The 19533-nt window shown below is 61.3% G+C and carries 19 protein-coding genes; 5 read left to right on the forward strand and 14 right to left on the reverse strand.

All coding sequences use genetic code 11. The features are described from left to right. Positions 1-20 precede the first annotated feature (20 nt). The 7 genes from ACK2VC_RS03605 to pmbA form a co-directional block, all read right to left on the reverse strand. Positions 21-959: an ABC transporter permease gene (locus ACK2VC_RS03605; protein ID WP_486732229.1), complete on the reverse strand. Its 939-nt coding sequence runs from the start codon at positions 957-959 to the stop codon at positions 21-23. Between the two features lie 102 nt (positions 960-1061). After that, positions 1062-2645 carry an ABC transporter substrate-binding protein gene (locus tag ACK2VC_RS03610; protein WP_486732230.1) on the reverse strand — a complete coding sequence of 528 codons (1584 nt, stop codon included), beginning with the start codon at positions 2643-2645 and terminating at the stop codon, positions 1062-1064. Positions 2646-2709: 64 nt separating this feature from the next. Next, positions 2710-3678, reverse strand: a complete 969-nt coding sequence (locus ACK2VC_RS03615; RefSeq protein WP_486732231.1) for an N-carbamoyl-D-amino-acid hydrolase — start codon at positions 3676-3678, stop codon at positions 2710-2712. A 52-nt stretch (positions 3679-3730) separates the two neighbouring features. Beyond that, complete coding sequence (locus tag ACK2VC_RS03620; protein WP_486732232.1) at positions 3731-4963, reverse strand: Zn-dependent hydrolase; 1233 nt, start codon at positions 4961-4963, stop codon at positions 3731-3733. Then, complete coding sequence (locus tag ACK2VC_RS03625) at positions 4960-6186, reverse strand: diaminopropionate ammonia-lyase (protein ID WP_486732233.1); 1227 nt, start codon at positions 6184-6186, stop codon at positions 4960-4962. The genes ACK2VC_RS03620 and ACK2VC_RS03625 overlap by 4 nt, the downstream gene beginning before the upstream one ends. Before the next feature lie 23 nt (positions 6187-6209). Then, positions 6210-7130, reverse strand: coding sequence for a MurR/RpiR family transcriptional regulator (locus ACK2VC_RS03630; protein ID WP_486732234.1), 921 nt, complete (start codon positions 7128-7130; stop codon positions 6210-6212). A 363-nt stretch (positions 7131-7493) separates the two neighbouring features. Beyond that, positions 7494-8858 carry a metalloprotease PmbA gene (pmbA, locus tag ACK2VC_RS03635; protein ID WP_486732235.1) on the reverse strand — a complete coding sequence of 455 codons (1365 nt, stop codon included), beginning with the start codon at positions 8856-8858 and terminating at the stop codon, positions 7494-7496. Between the two features lie 94 nt (positions 8859-8952). On the opposite strand from pmbA, the gene yjgA reads away from it, so the two are divergent. From yjgA to ACK2VC_RS03650, 3 genes are read left to right on the forward strand one after another with little or no spacing between them, the layout of a single operon-like run. Beyond that, a complete protein-coding gene (gene yjgA, locus ACK2VC_RS03640) occupies positions 8953-9546 on the forward strand; it encodes a ribosome biogenesis factor YjgA (RefSeq protein WP_486732236.1) in 594 nt (197 codons plus the stop codon). Next, complete coding sequence (mog, locus tag ACK2VC_RS03645; RefSeq protein ID WP_486732237.1) at positions 9530-10135, forward strand: molybdopterin adenylyltransferase; 606 nt, start codon at positions 9530-9532, stop codon at positions 10133-10135. Before yjgA ends, mog begins: the two co-directional genes overlap by 17 nt. Positions 10136-10162: 27 nt before the next feature. After that, entirely contained in the window at positions 10163-10834 is a 672-nt protein-coding gene (locus ACK2VC_RS03650) for an alpha/beta hydrolase (RefSeq protein WP_486732238.1), read from the forward strand. 173 nt (positions 10835-11007) lie between these two features. Here ACK2VC_RS03650 and ACK2VC_RS03655 read toward each other — a convergent pair whose 3' ends face one another. From ACK2VC_RS03655 to ACK2VC_RS03665, 3 genes are all read right to left on the reverse strand, one after another. Further along, positions 11008-12168, reverse strand: a complete 1161-nt coding sequence (locus ACK2VC_RS03655) for a cytochrome P450 (RefSeq protein WP_486732239.1) — start codon at positions 12166-12168, stop codon at positions 11008-11010. A gap of 34 nt (positions 12169-12202) precedes the next feature. Continuing rightward, positions 12203-13072, reverse strand: a complete 870-nt coding sequence (purU, locus tag ACK2VC_RS03660; RefSeq protein WP_486732240.1) for a formyltetrahydrofolate deformylase — start codon at positions 13070-13072, stop codon at positions 12203-12205. Positions 13073-13218: 146 nt separating this feature from the next. Continuing rightward, positions 13219-13734 (reverse strand): bactofilin family protein, encoded by a 516-nt coding sequence (locus ACK2VC_RS03665; protein ID WP_486732241.1) that lies wholly within the window; start codon positions 13732-13734, stop codon positions 13219-13221. Between the two features lie 275 nt (positions 13735-14009). On the opposite strand from ACK2VC_RS03665, the gene ACK2VC_RS03670 reads away from it, so the two are divergent. Further along, the gene (locus tag ACK2VC_RS03670; protein ID WP_486732242.1) at positions 14010-15041 is read left to right on the forward strand and encodes an NADP-dependent oxidoreductase; all 1032 of its coding nucleotides are present in this window, start codon (positions 14010-14012) and stop codon (positions 15039-15041) included. 45 nt (positions 15042-15086) lie between these two features. Further along, on the forward strand, positions 15087-15794 hold the full coding sequence (locus tag ACK2VC_RS03675) for an MgtC/SapB family protein (protein ID WP_486732244.1): 708 nt from the start codon (positions 15087-15089) through the stop codon (positions 15792-15794). Positions 15795-15894: 100 nt separating this feature from the next. Here ACK2VC_RS03675 and ACK2VC_RS03680 read toward each other — a convergent pair whose 3' ends face one another. From ACK2VC_RS03680 to ACK2VC_RS03695, 4 genes are all read right to left on the reverse strand, one after another. After that, positions 15895-16470 (reverse strand): elongation factor P, encoded by a 576-nt coding sequence (locus ACK2VC_RS03680; RefSeq protein WP_486732245.1) that lies wholly within the window; start codon positions 16468-16470, stop codon positions 15895-15897. Between the two features lie 107 nt (positions 16471-16577). Further along, entirely contained in the window at positions 16578-17774 is a 1197-nt protein-coding gene (gene earP / locus ACK2VC_RS03685) for an elongation factor P maturation arginine rhamnosyltransferase EarP (RefSeq protein WP_486732246.1), read from the reverse strand. Positions 17775-17784: 10 nt separating this feature from the next. Further along, a complete protein-coding gene (locus ACK2VC_RS03690; protein ID WP_486732247.1) occupies positions 17785-18786 on the reverse strand; it encodes an LLM class flavin-dependent oxidoreductase in 1002 nt (333 codons plus the stop codon). Positions 18787-18828: 42 nt separating this feature from the next. Continuing rightward, on the reverse strand, positions 18829-19284 hold the full coding sequence (locus tag ACK2VC_RS03695) for an Lrp/AsnC family transcriptional regulator (protein WP_486732248.1): 456 nt from the start codon (positions 19282-19284) through the stop codon (positions 18829-18831). Between the last annotated feature and the right edge of the window lie 249 nt (positions 19285-19533).

Consider the following 19533-nt stretch of genomic DNA (forward strand, 5'->3'; position numbering starts at 1 on the left):
ATATGAAAGCGGTATTCGGTTCAGTAACGGATGCGCGGATCAAACAATCCGTACAGCAAATCGATTACGAGATTGATCAGGACATAAGCCATCGAGGTCACCAGCACGATGCCCTGGATCACCGGGTAGTCGCGCCGCAAAATGGAGTCCACCGTAAGACGGCCGATACCTGGTATCGCGAACACGCTTTCCGTGACCATCACGCCTCCCAGCAGCATGGCAATACCCAGGCCGATCGTGGTGACGATCGGTACGGCGGCGTTTTTGAGTGCATGGCGCAGCAGCAGGCGCGGCAGCAGCAAGCCCTTGGCGCGCGCGGTCCGGATATAGTCTTCGCCCAATACATCCAGCATGGTCGCCCGCGTCATGCGCGCCAGCAAAGCGGTGTAGATCAGACCACCACTGATCACCGGCAGGATCAGGTGGCGAATGAAGGGAGTCCAGCCGTCGGACAGGCTTTTGAAGCCCTGCACCGGCAACCAACCCAGCTTGGTTGAAAATCCGTACACCAGGGCATAGCCAATCAGGAACACCGGCAGGGAAAATGCCAGGACCGACATGGCGGTCATCAGCCGATCAACCCAGGTTCCCGCCTTCCAGGCAGCCCAGATACCCATCGGCAGCGCGAACACAACCGCAAACAATATGGTCAACGCTGCCAGCCACAGCGTGGGCTCAACCCTTTGCATGATCAATGTCAGGACCGGCATGCCGGTGAAGATCGAGGTGCCGAAGTCACCTTGCAGCATGCGCCAGATCCATTGAAAAAACTGCTGAAATAGCGGCTGATCGAGCCCTAGCGAACGTCGGATATGTTCGATGTCCTGTGCGCTGGCGGTGTCGCCGGCGATGATCACGGCAGGATCGCCGGGCGATAGCCTCAATAGCAGGAACACAATCACAGCCACCACGCCCATCACCGGGACGACTGCGGCAATCCGTTTAATCAGAAAATACATTAGAGGTCTCTGCTTGTTTTAAGGGCCGGATTTGCCACCGACCGACCAAGGCGGGCCTGAGTTTGCCTTGGTCGACGGTGGTTCCTGCATCACTTCATCGGATTATTTTTTCTCAACATTCCACATCACCGGAATACCGACATTCAGAACCCCGCTCAAGTTGCTGCGATACACCATAGGCTGGAAAAACTGGCCAAAGTTCACGTAAGGCACAACTTCATACATGCGGGCCTGGATGGCGTCGGTCAGCGCCTTGCGCGCGGCAGGGTCACTTTCGGCAACCCATTCAGCCCGCAGCTTTTCCAGTTCGGCGTCGCAGGGCCAGCCGGACGGAGCGGCATCGCAACTGGCTTGCGCGTAGGCATTCACCGCTGGCGAATAAACGTCAGCTCCAACCGAATAGGTGTGGAAGATGTTCCAGCCGTCCTTCTTGGCGCGGCGGGCCTGCAAGGTACCCCAGTCCATCGCCTGCGCCTCGACATTCACCCCGATTTTCTTCAGGTTCTGGATCGTGACCAGCGCGGCTGCGGCCTGGATCGGCGGTTCGGACGGTGCCAAAACCACCACCTTCTCGCCCTTGTAGCCGGCTTCCTTCATCAGTTGCTTGGCCTTTTCCAGGTTTTGACCGCCCTGATAGGGTTGCGCGCCAGCCTTCGTGTCGTTCACGCTGCCGCACATGAAGTAGGCGGTGCAGGTGGGGTGGCGGTACTTGGCCGGATAGCCGGCAGCGGCCAGATACTCATCCTGGTTCACCAGGTAAATCAGCGCCTGGCGGGCCTTGGGATTGTTGAATGGCGCTGCCAGATGGTTCGGGCGCAGCCAGCCCTGATTGCCCAGCGGGTCCACAGCCAGCTTCACGTTGGCGTCGGCGGACAGGGGCACCAGGAAGTCTGCCGGCGGCAGTTCGTAGACATCCATTTCCCCGCTCTTGAATGCGGACAAGGCGGTGTTCTGGTCGGGAATCACGTTCCACTCCACGCGTTCGACCTTGACCACCTTCCCGCCTGCCAAGCCATCAGCCGGCTCCTTGCGCGGCACGTAGTGCGGATTTTTCAGGTACACAACTTTGCTGCCGGGTACCCACTCATCGCGCTTGAACATGAAGGGGCCGGAACCGGTGGTGTCCTTGATCTGCTCGCTCGCCTCCGTCTTCGCCACGCGCTCGGGCATCATGAACGGCACGTTCGACGACGGTTTGCCCAGCATTTCAATCACCGGGCCAAACGGCTTCGCCAAGGTCATCGTGAAGGTGTTGGCATCAACTGCCTTCATGTCGCCAATCGCAGCGCCCAACAGCCGGCCCGACACGTCGCGAGCGGCCCAGCGCTTGATGGAGGCAACGCAGTCGGCAGCCGTCACCGGGGTACCGTCGCTCCACTTTAACCCGGGGCGCAGCGTGAATGTCCAGGTTTTCTTGTCGGCGGATACCTTGTAGGTGTCCACCATCTGCGGCTTGACTTCGCCCTTGCTGTTGAGAGAAAACAGCGTGTCGTAAATCATGTAACCATGGTTACGGGTGATATAGGACGGATTCTGGATCGGGTCCAGGATCTTCAGGTCGCCCTGGGGGATCATGTGGATGGTCTTGGGATCGGTTGCGCCAAATGCCAGGCCGGCACTCAATGCGGCAACCGAGAGGACTGCCGATTGCAGCAGACGAATCGAAAACTTCGGGCGATATTTCACTTGGTGTCTCCTTCGGAAAGAACTGGATGTAAGGTGAATCGAGGGTACGTCAGTTGCGCTGCGCTCAATCAATCCGACCGGTGGCTGCCAACGGCGAACCATCCGCCGCCAGCGTTTCACCTTTGCGTTCGACAATCAGGCCGTAAGCCCTGGGTTGGCGGTGCAGGTCGAAATTGAAAGTGGTTTTTTTGTAGATGGCACAAAAATCAAGATCGCAACGAGCGACGGCCACCTCGTCGCCCTTGGTGATGCAAGCCGTGACGACCTCTCCCGATGGTGCAATCAGGCAACTGCCGCCAATGCTGTCGACGCCTTCCTCGATGCCGGCCTTGGCCACCCCGGCAACCCAGGTTCCGTTCTGGTAGGCGCCAGCTTGCATCGACAGCTGGTTATGAAACAGGGACAAGTCGTCATGCGCGGGCGCCGGCGCATTGTGGACCGGGGTGTTGTAACCGATCAGTACCATCTCCACACCCTGCAGGCCCATGACCCGGTATGTTTCGGCCCAGCGGCGGTCGTTGCACAGCGCCATCCCGATCACGCCGCCAAATGCCTTGGTGACGCCAAAATGGTGGCCCGGCTTGAAGTAGCGTTTTTCAAGATGCTGGAAACGGCGCCAGGGCTCATGTTCGGCATGGCCCGGCACGTGCACCTTGTGATACTTGCTCAGGATCTGGCCCTGCTTGCCAACCAGAATCGAAGTGTTGTAGCGGACCAGTTCCGCACCCTCTTGCGCCAGTTCGGCATAGCCGAGGTAGAAGCCGACGCCCAACTCACGGGACAGATCGAACAGGGGCTGGGTCGCCGCATTCGGCATCGAGGTTTCAAAATAGCTATTGATCTCCTCCTGGTCCTCGATGTACCAGCGGGGGAAAAACGTGGTCAGGGCCAGTTCCGGATAAACAATCAGATCCGCCCCCAACGCATGCGCTTCGCGCATCAGTTCGCACAAACGCTGAACCACTTGCGAACGGGTATCGCTACGCTGAATAGGACCCAACTGACCGAGTGCAACATTGACAAAACGCGCCACAATTCGCTCCAAAAAAGATGACTAAATCAAAACGGTGCCAATCCGGCCATCGTCAGGGACGATCCGCCAAACCCGTCAACACCTGCATCAATACCCGTGCACCAGCCACCAGATCGGCCGGCTCCGTGTGTTCCCGAACGTTGTGCGACAAACCCTTCACGCTGGGGACAAAAATCATTCCCGTTGGACACATCCGCGCCAGCATCTGTGCGTCATGGCCGGCGCCGCTGGGCATGCGCCGGTGGCTCAAGCCCTGGGCGATGGCGGCGTTTTCCACGCGATCTATCACGGTCGGGTCGAACTGCACCGGATCAAAACGCGCCAGCATGCGCCGCTCGCACTGCACACCTTCCTCCGCCGCAATGCGCTCGGCAAAAGACCACAACTCTTGCTCGGCCGCCAGCAGCGCGGCGCCGTCCGTGTTGCGCAGGTCAACCGTGAACAGGGCCTTGTTGGGGATGACGTTGACCAGATTCGGCGTCAGCGTCATGGCGCCGACCGTGGCGATCTGGTTGCCGCCGTAGCGCACGGTCAGCTCGCGCGCAAACGTGGTCACGCGAGCGGCGACATAGCCGGCGTCGTTGCGCATGCTCATCGGCGTGGTTCCGGCGTGGTTGGAAACCCCATGCAGCGTGAATTCGGTCCACGAAATTCCCTGCACGCCTTCCACCACTCCGATCTGAATCCCCTCGCGGTCCAGCACCGGCCCTTGTTCAATGTGCAGTTCGACAAAACTGTCGACACGGTTACGGCCTACCGGCGCGTCGCCGGCGTAGCCGATACGGCGCAACTCCTCGCCCACCGTCGCGCCATCGATACCGCGCGTGGCCAGCGCCTCGTCAAGGGACAAATCCCCTTGAAACACCAGGCTACCCATCATGTCCGGAGCAAATCTCGCCCCTTCTTCGTTGGTGAAAAATGCCACCGCGATCGGCCGCCTGGTGCGCAGGTTGGCGTCGCGCAATGCAGCTACGACTTCGAGTCCAGCCAGCACACCATAATTACCGTCATACAAGCCACCAGTGCGCACCGTATCGATATGCGAGCCGGTCATCACCGCAGGCACATCCTCCCGCCCCGCATACACGCCCACCGCGTTGCCGATCGCGTCCACCGTCACTGACATGCCCAGTGCGCGCATGCGGGCCACGGTCCAGTCACGCCCCTCTTTGTCGGCATCGGTCAGCGCCAGTCGGCATACGCCGCCCCCGGGCAGGCCGCCAATCGCGCCCAGCTCCTGCAGCGATGCCAAGAGGCGCGGGCCGTTGATCACGGGCTCGCTCATGCCTGCACCTGCGCCATTACCTCTTCGCCGCTGCGCCCCACCAGCCGGGTGTAGAGGGTAGGATCGGTGTCGCGCTCGCTGCCGAAGAACAACAGGCGGCTGCCATCGTCCAGTCCCAATGCCGCCCGTTGCTCCGGCTGCAGCGCCACGCCGATTGCCGCAGCCAAACCGGCCACGGCCGACTCGCCCGCCACGATCGCCGGATCGCCGGCAGCCGGGGCTGCCAGCAGGCGCATCGTGTCGATCGCGGCCTGATCCGAGATCACCGCGAACGCGTCCGCGCCGGCCTCCAGAATTTCCCATGCCAGCAACGACACTTCACCGCACGCCAGCCCGGCCATCACGGTATCCAGGTCGCCATGAACCGCAGTAATCTTGCGGTTGCGGGCACTCTGCATCAGGCAATCCGCGCGGTCCGGTTCGACCACGACCACGCGCGGCCGCGCACTACCGCAACGCTCCCAAAAGTAGCCACACACGGCCGCAGCCAGGCCACCCACGCCACCCTGAATGAAGACGTGCGTCGGCATCTCACCCAACTGCTGCGCCGCCTCTTCGACCATCAACTGATAACCCTGCATCACGTCGCGCGGCACGTCCATATAACCCTCATAGGACGTATCCGAAATTACGTAGCGCCCCATCGACTTGGCGTCCGCATCGGCTTGGCGCACCGAGTCGTCGTAGTTACCGGCAGTGCGGACCACCTTTGCGCCGTAATACTCGATCGCCTCGCGGCGCCCCTCGCTCACCGTGGCGTGAATGTAGATGACGCACTGGCAACCGAACAGTTGCGCTCCCCACGCCACCGACCGCCCATGATTGCCGTCGGTCGCGCAGGTCACCGTGATGGCGCGCGCCAGATCGCGGCATGCGTCGGTCAGCAAATCCTGGGTCGTCACCACCCGCCCCAGTTGCTCGCCCACCACCCGGCACAGCAATCGCGCAACGGCATAGGCGCCGCCCAGCGCCTTGAAGCTGCCCAGGCCGAAGCGTCCGCCTTCATCCTTGTAACGAATCGACGCAACGTTCATTTGCCGGGCAATTGCCTTCAGGTCATGCAGCGGCGTCACGGCATAGCCGGGCCACGCCTGAATTTCGGACTTGGCAACGTCGAGGGCAGGCTGGCCGAGAATTTGCACGCGCGAATCGCCGTAGGTGGCATTGCGCTCGCAGGCTGGATTCAGGAACAGGTCAGTAGCAATTGAAGGCAGAGAAGACATTTTTCTTTCCATGAAAAAGTGGTTTATTCATCAAGATCATCGAGCAGTTCGTGGACACGCTCGATGCGCTGCATGCGTTTGCGGGAGGTGGAACGGGCGTGCGTGACGAGTTCGGTACCGAGATAATTGACGATGCTCATCGCAGCGACATAGGAATCGAAGATCGCCGTCCCGTGTACCGAACAGGTCAGAACGACATTGGCCCGTGACGCCACGCCCGACAGCGCGGCATAGGTCAGCAGGATCACCGAGGCCCCAGCCTCCTGCGCCACATCGACTACCTTGGGGAGCAGACGAGTACGGCGGCGAAAATCGACGGCAAACAAGACATCGCCCTTTTCGATATTTGCCAGAACCTCAGCCTTATTTCCGGCGGCTTCATTGAGCAGCGCTACTTCGGCCTTGGCATTGGAAAACAATGCGTGCGCGTAAAAAGCGGTGGCATAACCGTTGCGGTAGCCCACCACCCAGATGCGACGCGCTTTTTTCAGAAGCGCCAGGGTCTTGTTCATGACTTGCGGATTCAAGCGCTCGAGCGTCTCGACCAGGTTGCGCGCATCGGCTTCCGCGTGACTGGCGAAGCCGGGGTGCTGGTCGTCCGACTTGGGTATCCGGTCCAGATTGAACAACGGCGACTCGGAAGAAACCTGCGCCCGAACTTCGGCACGAAAATCACTGAAATCCTGATAACCAAGGCGCTTGAAAAAACGTGCGGCGCTGGCTTTGGAAACACCCGCCAGTTGCGCCAGTTCGGTCGCGGAGTAAGCTGCCAACTCCTTCTGGCGGGCAACGATCACATCCGACAGCTTGCGGTCGGAAGGCGAAAAATCATCATACAGGCTGCGGATCAACTGCTCGATCGTTTGCGATCCATTTTCTTGCCTGGGCTTGGCTGCGTTATTTTTCATGGGATTGTCTCTCGCCGATTTCAGATGCAGTTTCATCGCACTGAAACAATCGTACCACAATTTTTTTTTCGTGAAACAATATTTTCACATAAAATTGCGTCGCTGCCGGCTCTCATGACAAGTTTTCATCACGGATGGTTTGCGTGGAAAAGCACCAGCGCCGGCGCATCGGCGCTCGCCGTCGGGTCATGCTTTGCGCTTTGATATCGGGTGTGAATTGCTGGGGCCGGGTGGCCGGCATCGGCCCGCGGGTTTACAGGAAGCGTCCGCTGACAAGCAGACAACCCTCTGAATCATGCTCAGTGAGTGCCGGCAGCGAGGGGAATCGGCAGGCGCTCCGGAACGGGAGCGCGCGGAGTGTCGGTATTCGGGAAGCGGCGCAGGCAGGGCGCCACGGGTCTAGCTGCCGGCGACGGTCATGCTTTCGATCAGGATCGAACCGGTTTGCTTGCTGCCGCGCACCAGCGCATCGGCGCCGACGGCGACGATCTGCAACAGCATGTCCTTCATGTTGCCGGCGATCGTAATTTCCTCGACCGGATACTGGATCACGCCGTTCTCCACCCAGTAACCGGCGGCGCCGCGCGAATAGTCGCCGGTGACGTAATTCGTCCCCTGCCCCATCAGCTCGGTCACCAGCAGGCCGGTGCCGAGCTTCTTCAGCATCGCCTTGAAGTTGTCACCGGGCTTGGTCAGGCTCGAGGTCAGCGCCAGATTGTGCGAGCCGCCGGCGTTGCCGGTGGTTCGCATGCCGAGCTTGCGCGCCGAATAGGTCGACAGGAAATAGCCCTGCACCACGCCGTCCTTGACCACGTCGCGGCGCTGCGTGCGCACGCCCTCCTCGTCGAACGGCGCCGAACCGACGCCGCCGATCACGTGCGGGTCTTCCACGATCTGCACATGCGGGGCAAGCGCCTGCTGGCCGAGCGAATCAAGCAGAAAGCTCGATTTGCGATAGAGCGCGCCACCCGACACCGCCTGTACGAAAGCGCCCAGCAAGCCGGCCGCCAACGGCGCCTCGAACAGCACCGGGCACTTGCGCGTATCCAGTTTGCGCGCATGCAACCGCGCCAGCGCGCGCTCGGCGGCGTAGCGGCCGATGGCTTCCGGCTTGGCCAGTTTTTTCGGATCGCGCATCGACGAATACCAGTCGTCGCGCTGCATGTGGGCGCCACGGCCGGCGATCGGGGCGACCGACATCGTATGGCGCGAATACGGATAGCCGCCCGTGAAGCCGCGGCTGTTGGCGGCGACGAAATGCGATTGCTGCGCGTACACGCCGGCGCCTTCGCTGTTGGTGATGCGCTTGTCGACCGCGAAGGCCGCCGCTTCGGCGCGCTGCGCCAGTTCCACCGCTTCCTGCGCCGAAATCAGCCAGGGCGCATACAGGCGCAGGTCGCGCGGCTGCATTTCCAGGGTGTCCGCGTCCGGCAGGCCGGCGCAGTCGTCGGGCGCGGTGAAGCGCGCGATGTTGTAGGCCGCATCGACCGTGTCGCGCAGAGACTGCGGCGAAAAATCCGAGGTGCTGGCGTTGCCGCGCCGGATCTGCCGACCTTCGCCCAGGAACACGGTGACGCCCATGCCCTTGTCCTTGTTTTGCTCGATGGTCTCAACCTTGCCCTTGCGCACCGAAACCGACAAGCCATTGCCTTCGCTGAACTCGACCGCGCTATCCGTCGCCCCTTTTTCCTTGGCGTAACGCAACACGTCCTGCGCGAGTTGCTGCAACTGGTCTTGGCTGTAGATGAAAACGGAAGCGGTCATGGGCGGATTTCTTCGATGCGGGTAAAGCAGTTATGATAGCAGTCGTTTACAGAATGGCGCGACGCCATCGATAGCCAAATAAATCGCCAAGCATATGCCAAATCCCAACCGCGGTTCCTGCGGCTTCCAGTCCAACGAATTCGAGCAGGAATACGAGCGCCCTTCCAAATCGCAACTGAAACGCGAAATGACCGCCCTGCAAAAACTGGGTGAAGAACTGGTGGCGCAGCCGCGCGACCGCGTCAAGCGCGTGCCGCTGCCGGAAGACGTACGCGACGCCATCCTCGAATGCCAGCAGATCACCAACCATGAAGGCCGGCGCCGCCAGTTGCAATACGTCGGCAAGAAAATGCGCACGCTGGACGAAGAGGAACTGGCCGCAGTGCAGCGCACGCTGGATAGCTGGCGCGGCGCCTCCAAGGCCGAAACCAATGCGATGCACATGCTGGAGCGGCGGCGCGACAAGCTGCTGGCCAATGATGCCGCGCTGACCGAACTGCTGGCCGAGCATCCGGCAGCCGATGCGCAGCATCTGCGCACGCTGATCCGCAATGCGCGCCGCGAGCAGGCGGAAAGCAAGCCACCCAAAGCCTATCGCGAGATTTTCCAGGTGCTGAAGCAATTGCAGGCCGGGGCCGCACCTGAAGAACCCGAAACCACGGACGGTGCCGATGAAGAAGAACCCTGACGAACTGCTGGTCGGGCTGCTCTCGGTTTCCGACCGCGCCAGCAGCGGCGCTTATCAAGACCAGGGCATCCCGGCCTTGCGCGACTGGCTGGGCGCCGCACTGACCAGCCCGTGGCAGGCCGTGTCGCGCCTGATCCCGGACGAACAGGCGCTGATCGAGCAGGCATTGATCGAACTGGTCGACGTCCAGCGCTGCGACCTGGTGCTGACCACCGGCGGCACCGGCCCGGCACGGCGCGACCTGACGCCGGAAGCGACGCTGGCAGTGGCGACCAAGGAAATGCCGGGCTTCGGCGAGCAGATGCGGCAGATCAGCCTGCGCTTCGTGCCGACCGCGATCCTGTCGCGCCAGGTCGCTGTGGTGCGCGAGACGGCGGAGCACGCGGCGCTGATCATCAACCTGCCCGGTCAGCCGAAGTCGATCAAGGAAACCTTGGAAGGCTTGAAGGATGCCGACGGCAAGCAATTGGTGGCCGGCATCTTCGCCGCCGTGCCGTATTGCATCGACCTGATCGGCGGCCCGTATCTCGAAACCGACGAGGCGGTGTGCAAGGCGTTCCGGCCGAAATCCGCCATCCGCCCCAAATAAGCCGTCCCTTATTGTTCAAGAACCGACATGACCCAAAGCACGCTGGAAACCATCGAACTCGAAACCGGATCGAACCCGACCGCGGCCGTGATCTGGATGCACGGCCTGGGCGCCGACGGCCATGACTTCGTGCCGATCGTGCGCGAACTGGATCTGACCGGCTGCCCGCCGATCCGTTTTGTCTTTCCGCACGCGCCGACCATGCCGGTCACCATCAACAACGGTTATGTGATGCGCGCCTGGTACGACATTCTCGGCACCGAGAGCGCCAAACGGGAAGACGAAGCCGGTTTGCGCGCCTCGCAAAAACTGGTCGAGGCGCTGATCGCGCGCGAGAAGGCGCATGGCATCCGCGCCGAGCGCATCGTGCTGGCCGGCTTTTCGCAAGGCTGCGCGATGACCTTGCAAGCCGGCTTGCGCCATCCGGAAAAACTGGCAGGCCTCCTGTGCCTGTCCGGCTATGTGCCGCTCGGCAACACGCTGGCGGCGGAACGCACGCCAGCCAACCAGGACACGCCGATCTTCCTGGCGCATGGCCGCGGCGACCCTGTGATCACCATTGACCGCGCCGAAAAATCGCGCGACCTGCTGCGCGCGCTCGGCTATCCGGTCGAGTGGCATGAGTACATGATGCCGCACTCCGTGTGCCCGGAAGAGATCAACGATATCGGCGCCTGGCTCAGGCATGCGCTGGGCTGACGCCACGATTGCGGCGGCGGTTACGAAGGCCAGGGCGCCGCATCATCCCGGCGATCTTGCCGACCGACAGAGCTTGGGTATGCGGGCTATAACGCCGTTTCATGCCCGGTGACCGGCATCAACTTGGCGAGTATAGGAGATCGCCAGCGGTCCTGGCGACCCTGTAGCGCCGCTCAGGCGCAACGTACATGCAGGGGCAGCAGCGCATAACCGCTGGCCGGATAGCTGGCCAGAGTCGGCGGCCGCCCGGAAATCAGTTCGATCGCCGTGGTGCGCGTCAGCAGCTCCTCCATCACCACCCGCAATTCCAGCCGCGCCAGCGGTGCCCCCGGGCAGACATGAATGCCGGCGCCATACAGCAGGTTGTCGGCCGGGTCGCGGTCCAGCCGAAACTCGTCGGGCTGTTCGAACACGGCCGGGTCGCGGTTGGTCGCCACCCAGTTCAGCGTGACGCGCTGGCCGCTGCCGATCCGGCGCTCGCCGAACTGCACCGCGCCGGTGGTGACGCGCCGGTTGGTCACCAGCGGCCCGTGCAGCCGCAGGATTTCATCGTTTGCCGCCGGCAACAGTTCCGGTTCGGTACGCAGGCGCTGCTGCAATTCCGGATGCTGTGCCAGGTAGTGAGCGAGGATACCGACTGACGCTGAAATCGTGCCGACTTCGCCGACGGTCCAATTGCGCAGGATGCTGACGATTTCCTCAGTGCGCAGCGGTCGCCCGGCCACCTGTTCGTGCAGCAGGCGCGCGGTCAGGTCGGCGCCCGCGTCGGCGCCGCGCCGATCCTGCAGCAGTTCCTCGACGTACTCCTGAAATTCATGGGCGATCCGGGCCATCGCCGACCGGTCCCCGGCCAGCGTCGCCTGGTGATTTTTTTGCACCCACTGATACAGCTTTTCGTGGAAGCGCACCGGCCAGCCGAGAAAGCGGCATTGCACCCGCACCGCGAACCAGCTGGTGAACTGGCCGATCAATTCGACCTCGCCGTCAGCCGGCAGCGCCGCCGCCAGTTCCCGCGCCAGCTGGCGGCAGTGCGGCTCGAACGCGGCCATTTGTTCCGGTTCGAAATAGGGATTCAGCACGGCGCGGAAGTCGGTGTGCTCCGGCGGGTCCATGCCGTTCGGCACCGAGAGATGGCGCGAGACCACGCTGCTGAAGGTGTCCGGGTCGTGCAGCGCGCGCATCACGTCGGCGTGTCGGAACAGCGTCCAGCCGAGGAAATCGCTGTAGGCGACCGGACAGCGTTCGCGCATCGCATCGTAGGCGGCGCGCTGATCGCGCTGCACATCGTCCGCTTTCGGGTCCCAGTCTTCCTCAGGCAACTCATCCGCTTTCATGTTTCCGATCTCCATACGCCCGCTGGCGTAACGACTATTTGAACACCACCGTCTTGTGGCCGTTCAGAAGAATCCGGTGCTCGACGAACCACTTCACCGCGCGCGCCAGCACTACGCACTCGACGTCGCGCCCGATCGCGGTCAGCGTATCGGGCTCCATCGCATGGTCGACGCGCTCGACGCCCTGCTCGATGATCGGGCCTTCGTCGAGGTCGCCGGTGACGAAATGGGCAGTGGCGCCGATCAGTTTGACGCCGCGATCATGCGCCTGGTAGTACGGCTTGGCGCCCTTGAAGCTGGGCAGGAAGGAATGGTGGATATTGATCGCGCGACCGGCCAGCGCGTTGCACATTTCCGGCGACAGAATCTGCATGTAGCGCGCCAGCACGACCAGATCGATGTCGTTGGCCTGCACGATTTCCAGGATTTTCTGTTCCTGCGTGCGCTTGGCTTCGGGCGCGGCGCCGGGCGCCAGCGGCAAGTGGTGGAACGGGATGTTGTAGCTGGCCGCCAGCTGATAGAAGTCGCGGTGATTCGAGACGATCGCTGGAATCTCCACCGGCAGCAGGCCGCTTTTGTAGCGGAATAGCAAATCGTTCAGGCAGTGGCCGATCTTCGACACCATCAGCATCAGGCGCGGTTTCTTGGCGGCATCGTGCATCTGCCAGTCCATTTGCATGGTAGCGGCCAGTACATCGAATTCGGCCCGCAGGACGGCATCGCCATAGGACGAGTCTTCCGCCGCGAATTGCACGCGCATGAAGAATCGGCGCGTCTGGGCGTCGCCGAATTGCGCGGAATTAATGATGTTGCAGCCATGATCGGCCAAAAATCCGGAAACGTTGCGTACGATGCCGCGCTGATCGAGGCAAGAGAGGGTGAGGATATATTCTGCGTATTTCATGCTGAAGGGCTGAGGAAGCGCGACCATGGCCGCATGACAATGCGTTGATTGTCGCACGCTTTCCGCAGGCAAACAAAAACCCGGACCGATCTGGGATCGAGCCGGGTTTGCCGGGGTGGCGGTGTGGAAGAACGCTGTGCGCGCCCTTACGACGACACGACTTTCGCCACCGACACCGCCTTGACGCTGGCGCCGCCGACCTGGACATCGCCCATGATCTGGCCGCCCTCTTCGATCACCACGCGACCGTAGCGGATCTTGCCGGAGACCTTGCCGGTGGCGTAGATCACGAGCTTTTCGCGCACCGTCAAATCGCCGTCGAATTCGCCGCGGATTTCGGCCAGATCGATCTCGGCCGAACCCTTGAAGGCGCCGGTTTCGGCGATCTGGATCACGCGCGAATCCATCGTCGCCTCGACCCGGCCTTCAACCACCAGGGTGTCGCAATCGGTGATTTCAACACCCTTCAGCTTGATGTTGGGGCCGACGATCAGCTTGCTGCCAACTTCGTTGGTGCTGGCAGTGTGCACCGTGCCAGTACTGGCAGCAGGATAAGCTGGCTTGGGAATATTCGCGGCGGCGGACGGGGTCAGGCTGCTGGTCAGAGGCGGATTGGGCGTTGCGGTTTCCCGTTTGCCAAACAAAGTATCGGATCGAAGCATGGAATCTCCTTGAATTAAGTTGCGGAACTGGAATGCGGCCGAGGCATCGAACCGGTCGGCACCGACATCCAGGCAAGCGGGGCGAAGCGGCATTCCGCATGCTTGCGCACAACGGGAAAGAAAGCTGGCACACCATTCATGTCCCATGGAAACCATGAGACTCTTGCATTGATGCATGCATCTGAACAAAGTTCCAAATTGGCAGGAAGAATAAAAAAGCACGACCGTTCAAATTAAGCTATAGTCTCTGATCACAATTTCAACAGGAGATCTGCATGAGTACCTCGGCATTGACCAATCAGCAATTCCGCCTGGCCGCACGACCGGTGGGCCTGCCCAAGCCATCCGACTGGAGCCTGAGCACGGAACCAGTGCGCGACATCGCCGACGGCGAAATCCTGGTGCAGACGCTCTACCTGTCGCTCGATCCGGCCATGCGCGGCTGGATGAACGAGGGCAAGTCCTACATCCGCCCGGTGGCGATCGGCGAAGTGATGCGCGCCGGCGGCATCGGCCGCGTGATCGCCTCGAAATCGCCCAAATTCGCGGTCGGCGATACGGTCTCGGGCGGCATCGGCGTGCAGCAGTACTGGGTCGGCGCCGCCGACGACAAGACAGCTGGCTTTTACAAGGTCGATGCGCGCATCGCGCCGCTGCCGAAATACCTGAACGCGCTCGGCATGCCGGGCATGACCGCGTACTTCGGCCTGCTGGAAGTCGGCCAGCCGCAAGCTGGCGAAACAGTGGTGGTGTCGGGCGCGGCCGGCGCCGTCGGCCAGACCGTGGGCCAGGTCGCCAAGCACAAGGGCTGCCGCGTGGTGGGGATCGCTGGCGGCAAGGAGAAATGCGATTTCGTCGTCAACGAACTGGGCTTCGATGCCTGCATCGATTACAAGGGCGGCAATCTGAAGGACGGCTTGAAGACCTACTGCCCGGACGGCGTCGATATTTATTTTGATAACGTCGGCGGTGACATCCTGGATACCGTGCTGACCCGGCTGCGCATGAAAGCGCGCATCATCATTTGCGGCGCAATTTCGCAGTACAACAACACGACGCCGGTCAAGGGCCCCGCCAACTACCTGTCGCTGCTGGTGAACCGGGCACGGATGGAAGGCATTGTGGTGTTCGATTATGCCGATCGCTACCATCTGGCCGCGGCCGAAATGGCGCGGTGGATGCAGGAAGGCAGCTTCAAGTCGCGCGAAGACATCGTCCAAGGCCTGGAAAAATTCCCGGACGCGCTGCTGATGCTGTTCGAAGGGAAAAACTTCGGCAAGCTGATCCTGCAGGTGGCGCCGGAATAGTTCGCTGCCGGCTGCACTCGTCCGACCTCACTTACAGGAACAGACATGCTGCATTTCGCAATCGACTGGACCACGATCGGCACCATGTTCGGCCAGATCATGGCGGCTTTGGTGGCAGGCGGCCTGATCGGGCTGGAACGCAGCTATCATGGCCGTGCCGCCGGTTTTCGCACCTTTTCGCTGGTGGCGCTGGGCGCCTGCCTGTTGATGGTGGCCACCTCCAATCCGCTCGACTGGAAACCGCCGGTCGAAAGCTGGGCCCGCATCGATCCCAGCCGCGTCATGCAAGGGATCGTCACCGGGGTTGGCTTCCTCGGCGCCGGCGTGATTTTTCGCGATGGCTTCACCGTGCGCGGACTGACCACCGCCGCCTGCATCTGGGTGGTGTCGGCGATCGGCGTGCTGTTCGGGATCGGCTTTTATACGCTTGGCGTGGTCGGTACGGTGCTAACGCTGATCGTGCTGTCGCTGTTCAAGCGGATTGAATCGTTGATGCCGGCGAATCAGTATTTATACCTGTCGATCGGCTTCGCCCGCGCCGACGCTCCAACCGAACAGGCGCTCACGCAGCGCCTGGCGCAGCTCGGGCTGGATGCCGAGGAAATGGGCTATGGGATTCACCAGGATGGCGATCTGTTTGAATATCGGGCGACGCTGCGCACCGCGCAAACCGACAATATCCGGCAGCTGGTGGAAAACCTGCGGCGGGACCCGCAAGTGCTGCGCTTCCGTCTGTCGCCTACCAGCGATTAACTCAGCCTCCACCGTAGCAGAATCCAGAATCCGCAAAACCGACACAATAACGGGACAAAAAAACGCTGCTCATTGGCAGCGTTTTTTGGTTTCAGCCGATTCAGTTGCGAATTATCCGCTTGTACTCGTTGGTACGGGTATCGATTTCAATCACATCATCGGTGCTGACGAACAACGGCACCTGGACGATATGGGAATGCGCCTCGATGGCATTTTCAATCTTGGCTTCTTTCAAGACGTTGCCAGAAGTGTTGCCCTTGACTGCCGGTTCGGAGTACACCACCTTGCGGGCAATGGTGATCGGCAATTCAACCGAAATCGCCTTGCCATCATAAAAAACGGCTTCGCATTCCATGCCGTCTTTCAGGTAATTCAGCGCCTCACCCAAGTTCTCTTCTTCGATTTCGTACTGGTTGTATTCCTCGTCCATGAAGACATACAGCGGGTCGGCGAAATACGAAAAGGTCACCGGCTTCTTGTCGAGAACGACGACGTCAAACTTGTCGTCGCCGCGGAATACGTTTTCAAATGGTGCGTTGGTCAGAAGATTTTTCATCTTCCATTTATAGGTAAAGCCGGTACGGCTCGAGCCGTTGACGTCGGAACGCAGCACGATAAAGGGCTTGCCGTCGACCATGATGATGTTACCGACACGAACTTCTTTTGCAGGTTTCATAATGAATGTACGAAAAAAATGGATTGCATAAAGATCATCTGTCGCATCATGGCCAATGGCGCAGTAAGCTCACACTGATCGAAAGGCGTTAAAAAATTAGCCGTGCATTATACCTTGTTTTGGGCGGCTACCGACCGCAGCGAATCGGCAAATTTCAGCAGATTGCTTGCCAGATCGCCGTTTGCCAGCACTTGCCGCTGCCAATCGGCAGCCTTGCTGGCAATTTCCGGCATGCCAGCCTGAAATGATGTCCACAGTTCAGACCAGCCAGCCTGCTCCTTCACGCCCTCCGGCGATGCGCCGTTCCAGCGCCAGGAGAAGGCAATCAAATTGTCGCTGCCGGCTGCATAGCGCTGCAGGAATGCGCGCAATTTCTTGTGATGCAGGTTTTCATCCTGCGGGTAGATGTGCCAGATGAACGGCTTGCCCGCCCACTGTGCCCGCACCCAGGAATCCTCACCACGCACGAAATTCAAGTCGCAGGCCCACAGCAGCCTGTCGTAGTCCGGTTGCGCGACGAAGGGCAGGACGCGCACCGTGAGCGCACCGACAGTTCGCGCCGCTCCCGGCTTGGCCTCGCCGCCAAGAAATGCCTGGATCGCCTCGGCCGCAACGCCTTCCGGCACCAGGCAAGTGATTGCCGCATCGGCGCCTTGCCATGCCTCGAACAATGCCGAGACCGGCGCGTGCGGATAACAAAACAGGGACACCTTCCGCGACGCCATTTCCGCCGGCGTCATGCCAAACCGGGCTAGAAAAGCCGTCGTGGCCGCCGGCTCCGATTGAAATTGCCGGCGCTGCTCGTCCAGGGAAGATTCGTGCAGCAAGCCCCCGGTCTTGGCGGTGAAGCCGGGGAAGAAAAAATGTTTCGTCAACGGCAGGCGTGGGTGGGGCGATGGCAGGGTATGGCAGCCTTCCACCCACTCCTCAGCGCTCAAGCCTTCCAGGTTGAGCCACACCGGGCGTGGATTGCACTGCGTCATCGCGGCGATGTAGCCGGGCGGAATGTCGCAGCCGAAAAATTCGATCACGATGTCAGCGACGTCGCCGGCCGCAAATACGCCTTCCTGATCGCGCCAGTAGCGCACCGTCACACCGGCGAGCTGTTGCACTTCGGCGTCGGCCGCCGCCTGCGGGCAAATGCGCCGGAAGCTGCGCAAATCATCTACCCATAACGTGACGGCGATGCCATGCTCTTGCTGCAATTGCCTTGCCAGGCGCCAGCAGATACCGATGTCGCCATAGTTGTCGACGACTTTGCAGAATATGGCCAGGGAGGTTGCCCGGCTTTGATCAAAGAACATGGTGGATGCTTCAAGCTTGCGCGGAACCGGCCGCAGCCCGCACTTCGGCCGCAATCCGGTACGAGCGCAGGCGCGCCGCATGGTCGAAGATCTGCGACGTGATCATTAGTTCGTCGGCGCCGGTGCGCTCGACGAATGCCCGCAGTTGCGCCGCCACCGTAGCCGGCGCACCGATTGCGGAACACGACAGCACTTGCTCCAGCAGTGCCAGCCCGGCCGGTCCGATGCTGTCCAGGTACCCGGCCACCGGCGGCTGCAACTGCGACGGCCGGCCGCTGCGCAGGTTGACGAAGGCTTGCTGCATCGAGGTCGCCAACAGTTGCGCCTCATCATCGGTTTCGGCGGCAAAGACGTTGAAGCCAAGCATCACGTACGGCTTCTGCAAATGCGCGGACGGCTGGAACGTGGCACGGTACAGCGCGATCGCCTGCATCATCTGCGCCGGCGCGAAGTGCGAGGCGAATGCATACGGCAGGCCCAGCGCGGCCGCCAGTTGCGCGCCGAACAGGCTGGAGCCGAGGATCCAGAGCGGCACGTTCAGCCCGGCGCCCGGCACTGCGCGCACCGGCTGCCGCCCCGAGTCGGCAAAATAATCCATCAACTCGACCACGTCCTGCGGAAATTCGTCAGCGTCCGACGCCAGGTTGCGCCGCAGCGCACGCGCCGTGGTCTGGTCGGAGCCGGGTGCGCGCCCGAGTCCAAGGTCGATCCGACCCGGATACAGCGACTCCAGCGTGCCGAACTGTTCCGCGATCACCAGCGGCGAATGGTTCGGCAGCATGATGCCACCGGCGCCGACCCGGATGCGCGCCGTGCCGCCAGCGACATGGCCGATCAGGATCGCGGTGGCGGCGCTGGCAATGCCCGGCATGCCGTGGTGCTCGGCCAGCCAGTAGCGCTGGTAGCCCCAGCGTTCACCGTGCTGGGCCAGGTCGAGCGTATTGCGAAACGATTGCGCGGCGTTGCTGCCGGCGGTGATCGGGGCGAGATCGAGTATCGAAAAGGGAATCATCGGTTGCATATATCGGGCCGGCAGCGGAAAAAACAATCGGCATCAAGCACTGGCAGCCAGCGGTTTGAGCGCCTTGCGCTCGATGCTGGAAGACAGGATCAATGAACTGGAGGTGACGCCGCAGCGCGTCAAGGCGGTGATCACGCGCTCCAGGTCGCTGACCGAGGCGGCCACTACCTTGACCACGCCGCAGTCGTCGCCGGTGATCGAGTGGCATTCGACGATTTCCGGCAACTGCGCGGCCACCACTTCCAGCGGCGTTTCGTGGATGCGCTTGGCGACCCGGATGAAGGCCGTGATCGGGTAGCCGAGCGCCGCCGGATTGACCCGCGCATGATAGCCGGTGATGACTTGCGCCGCCTCCATGCGGCGCACCCGCTCCGCTACCGCCGGCTGGCTCATGTGGATGCGGCGGCCGATTTCAGCCAGCGTGGTGCGGGCGTCGGCCTGCAGGATTTCCAGGATTTTTCCATCCACCGCATCAAGTTCTATCTTCATGGCAGATCATCCGAAATTAAATTAAAAACAAGGAAAAAACCAATTATAGACTTCATCTATCACTGTAAAAATCGTCATTCGCAGCCTACACTGTATTACAGTTTGCAACTATGCCAGCCCGTCTCCGACTGGCGCGCCGGGAAACCGTCCAAAGATCCCGACGCAATCGCATACTCCCACATGCAAAACAGATCTACGCCGATAAAAATTATATTTTTTACATATACTCCCATTTTTCAAACTTACTAT

The organism is Herbaspirillum sp. WTB6, assembly GCF_057457785.1.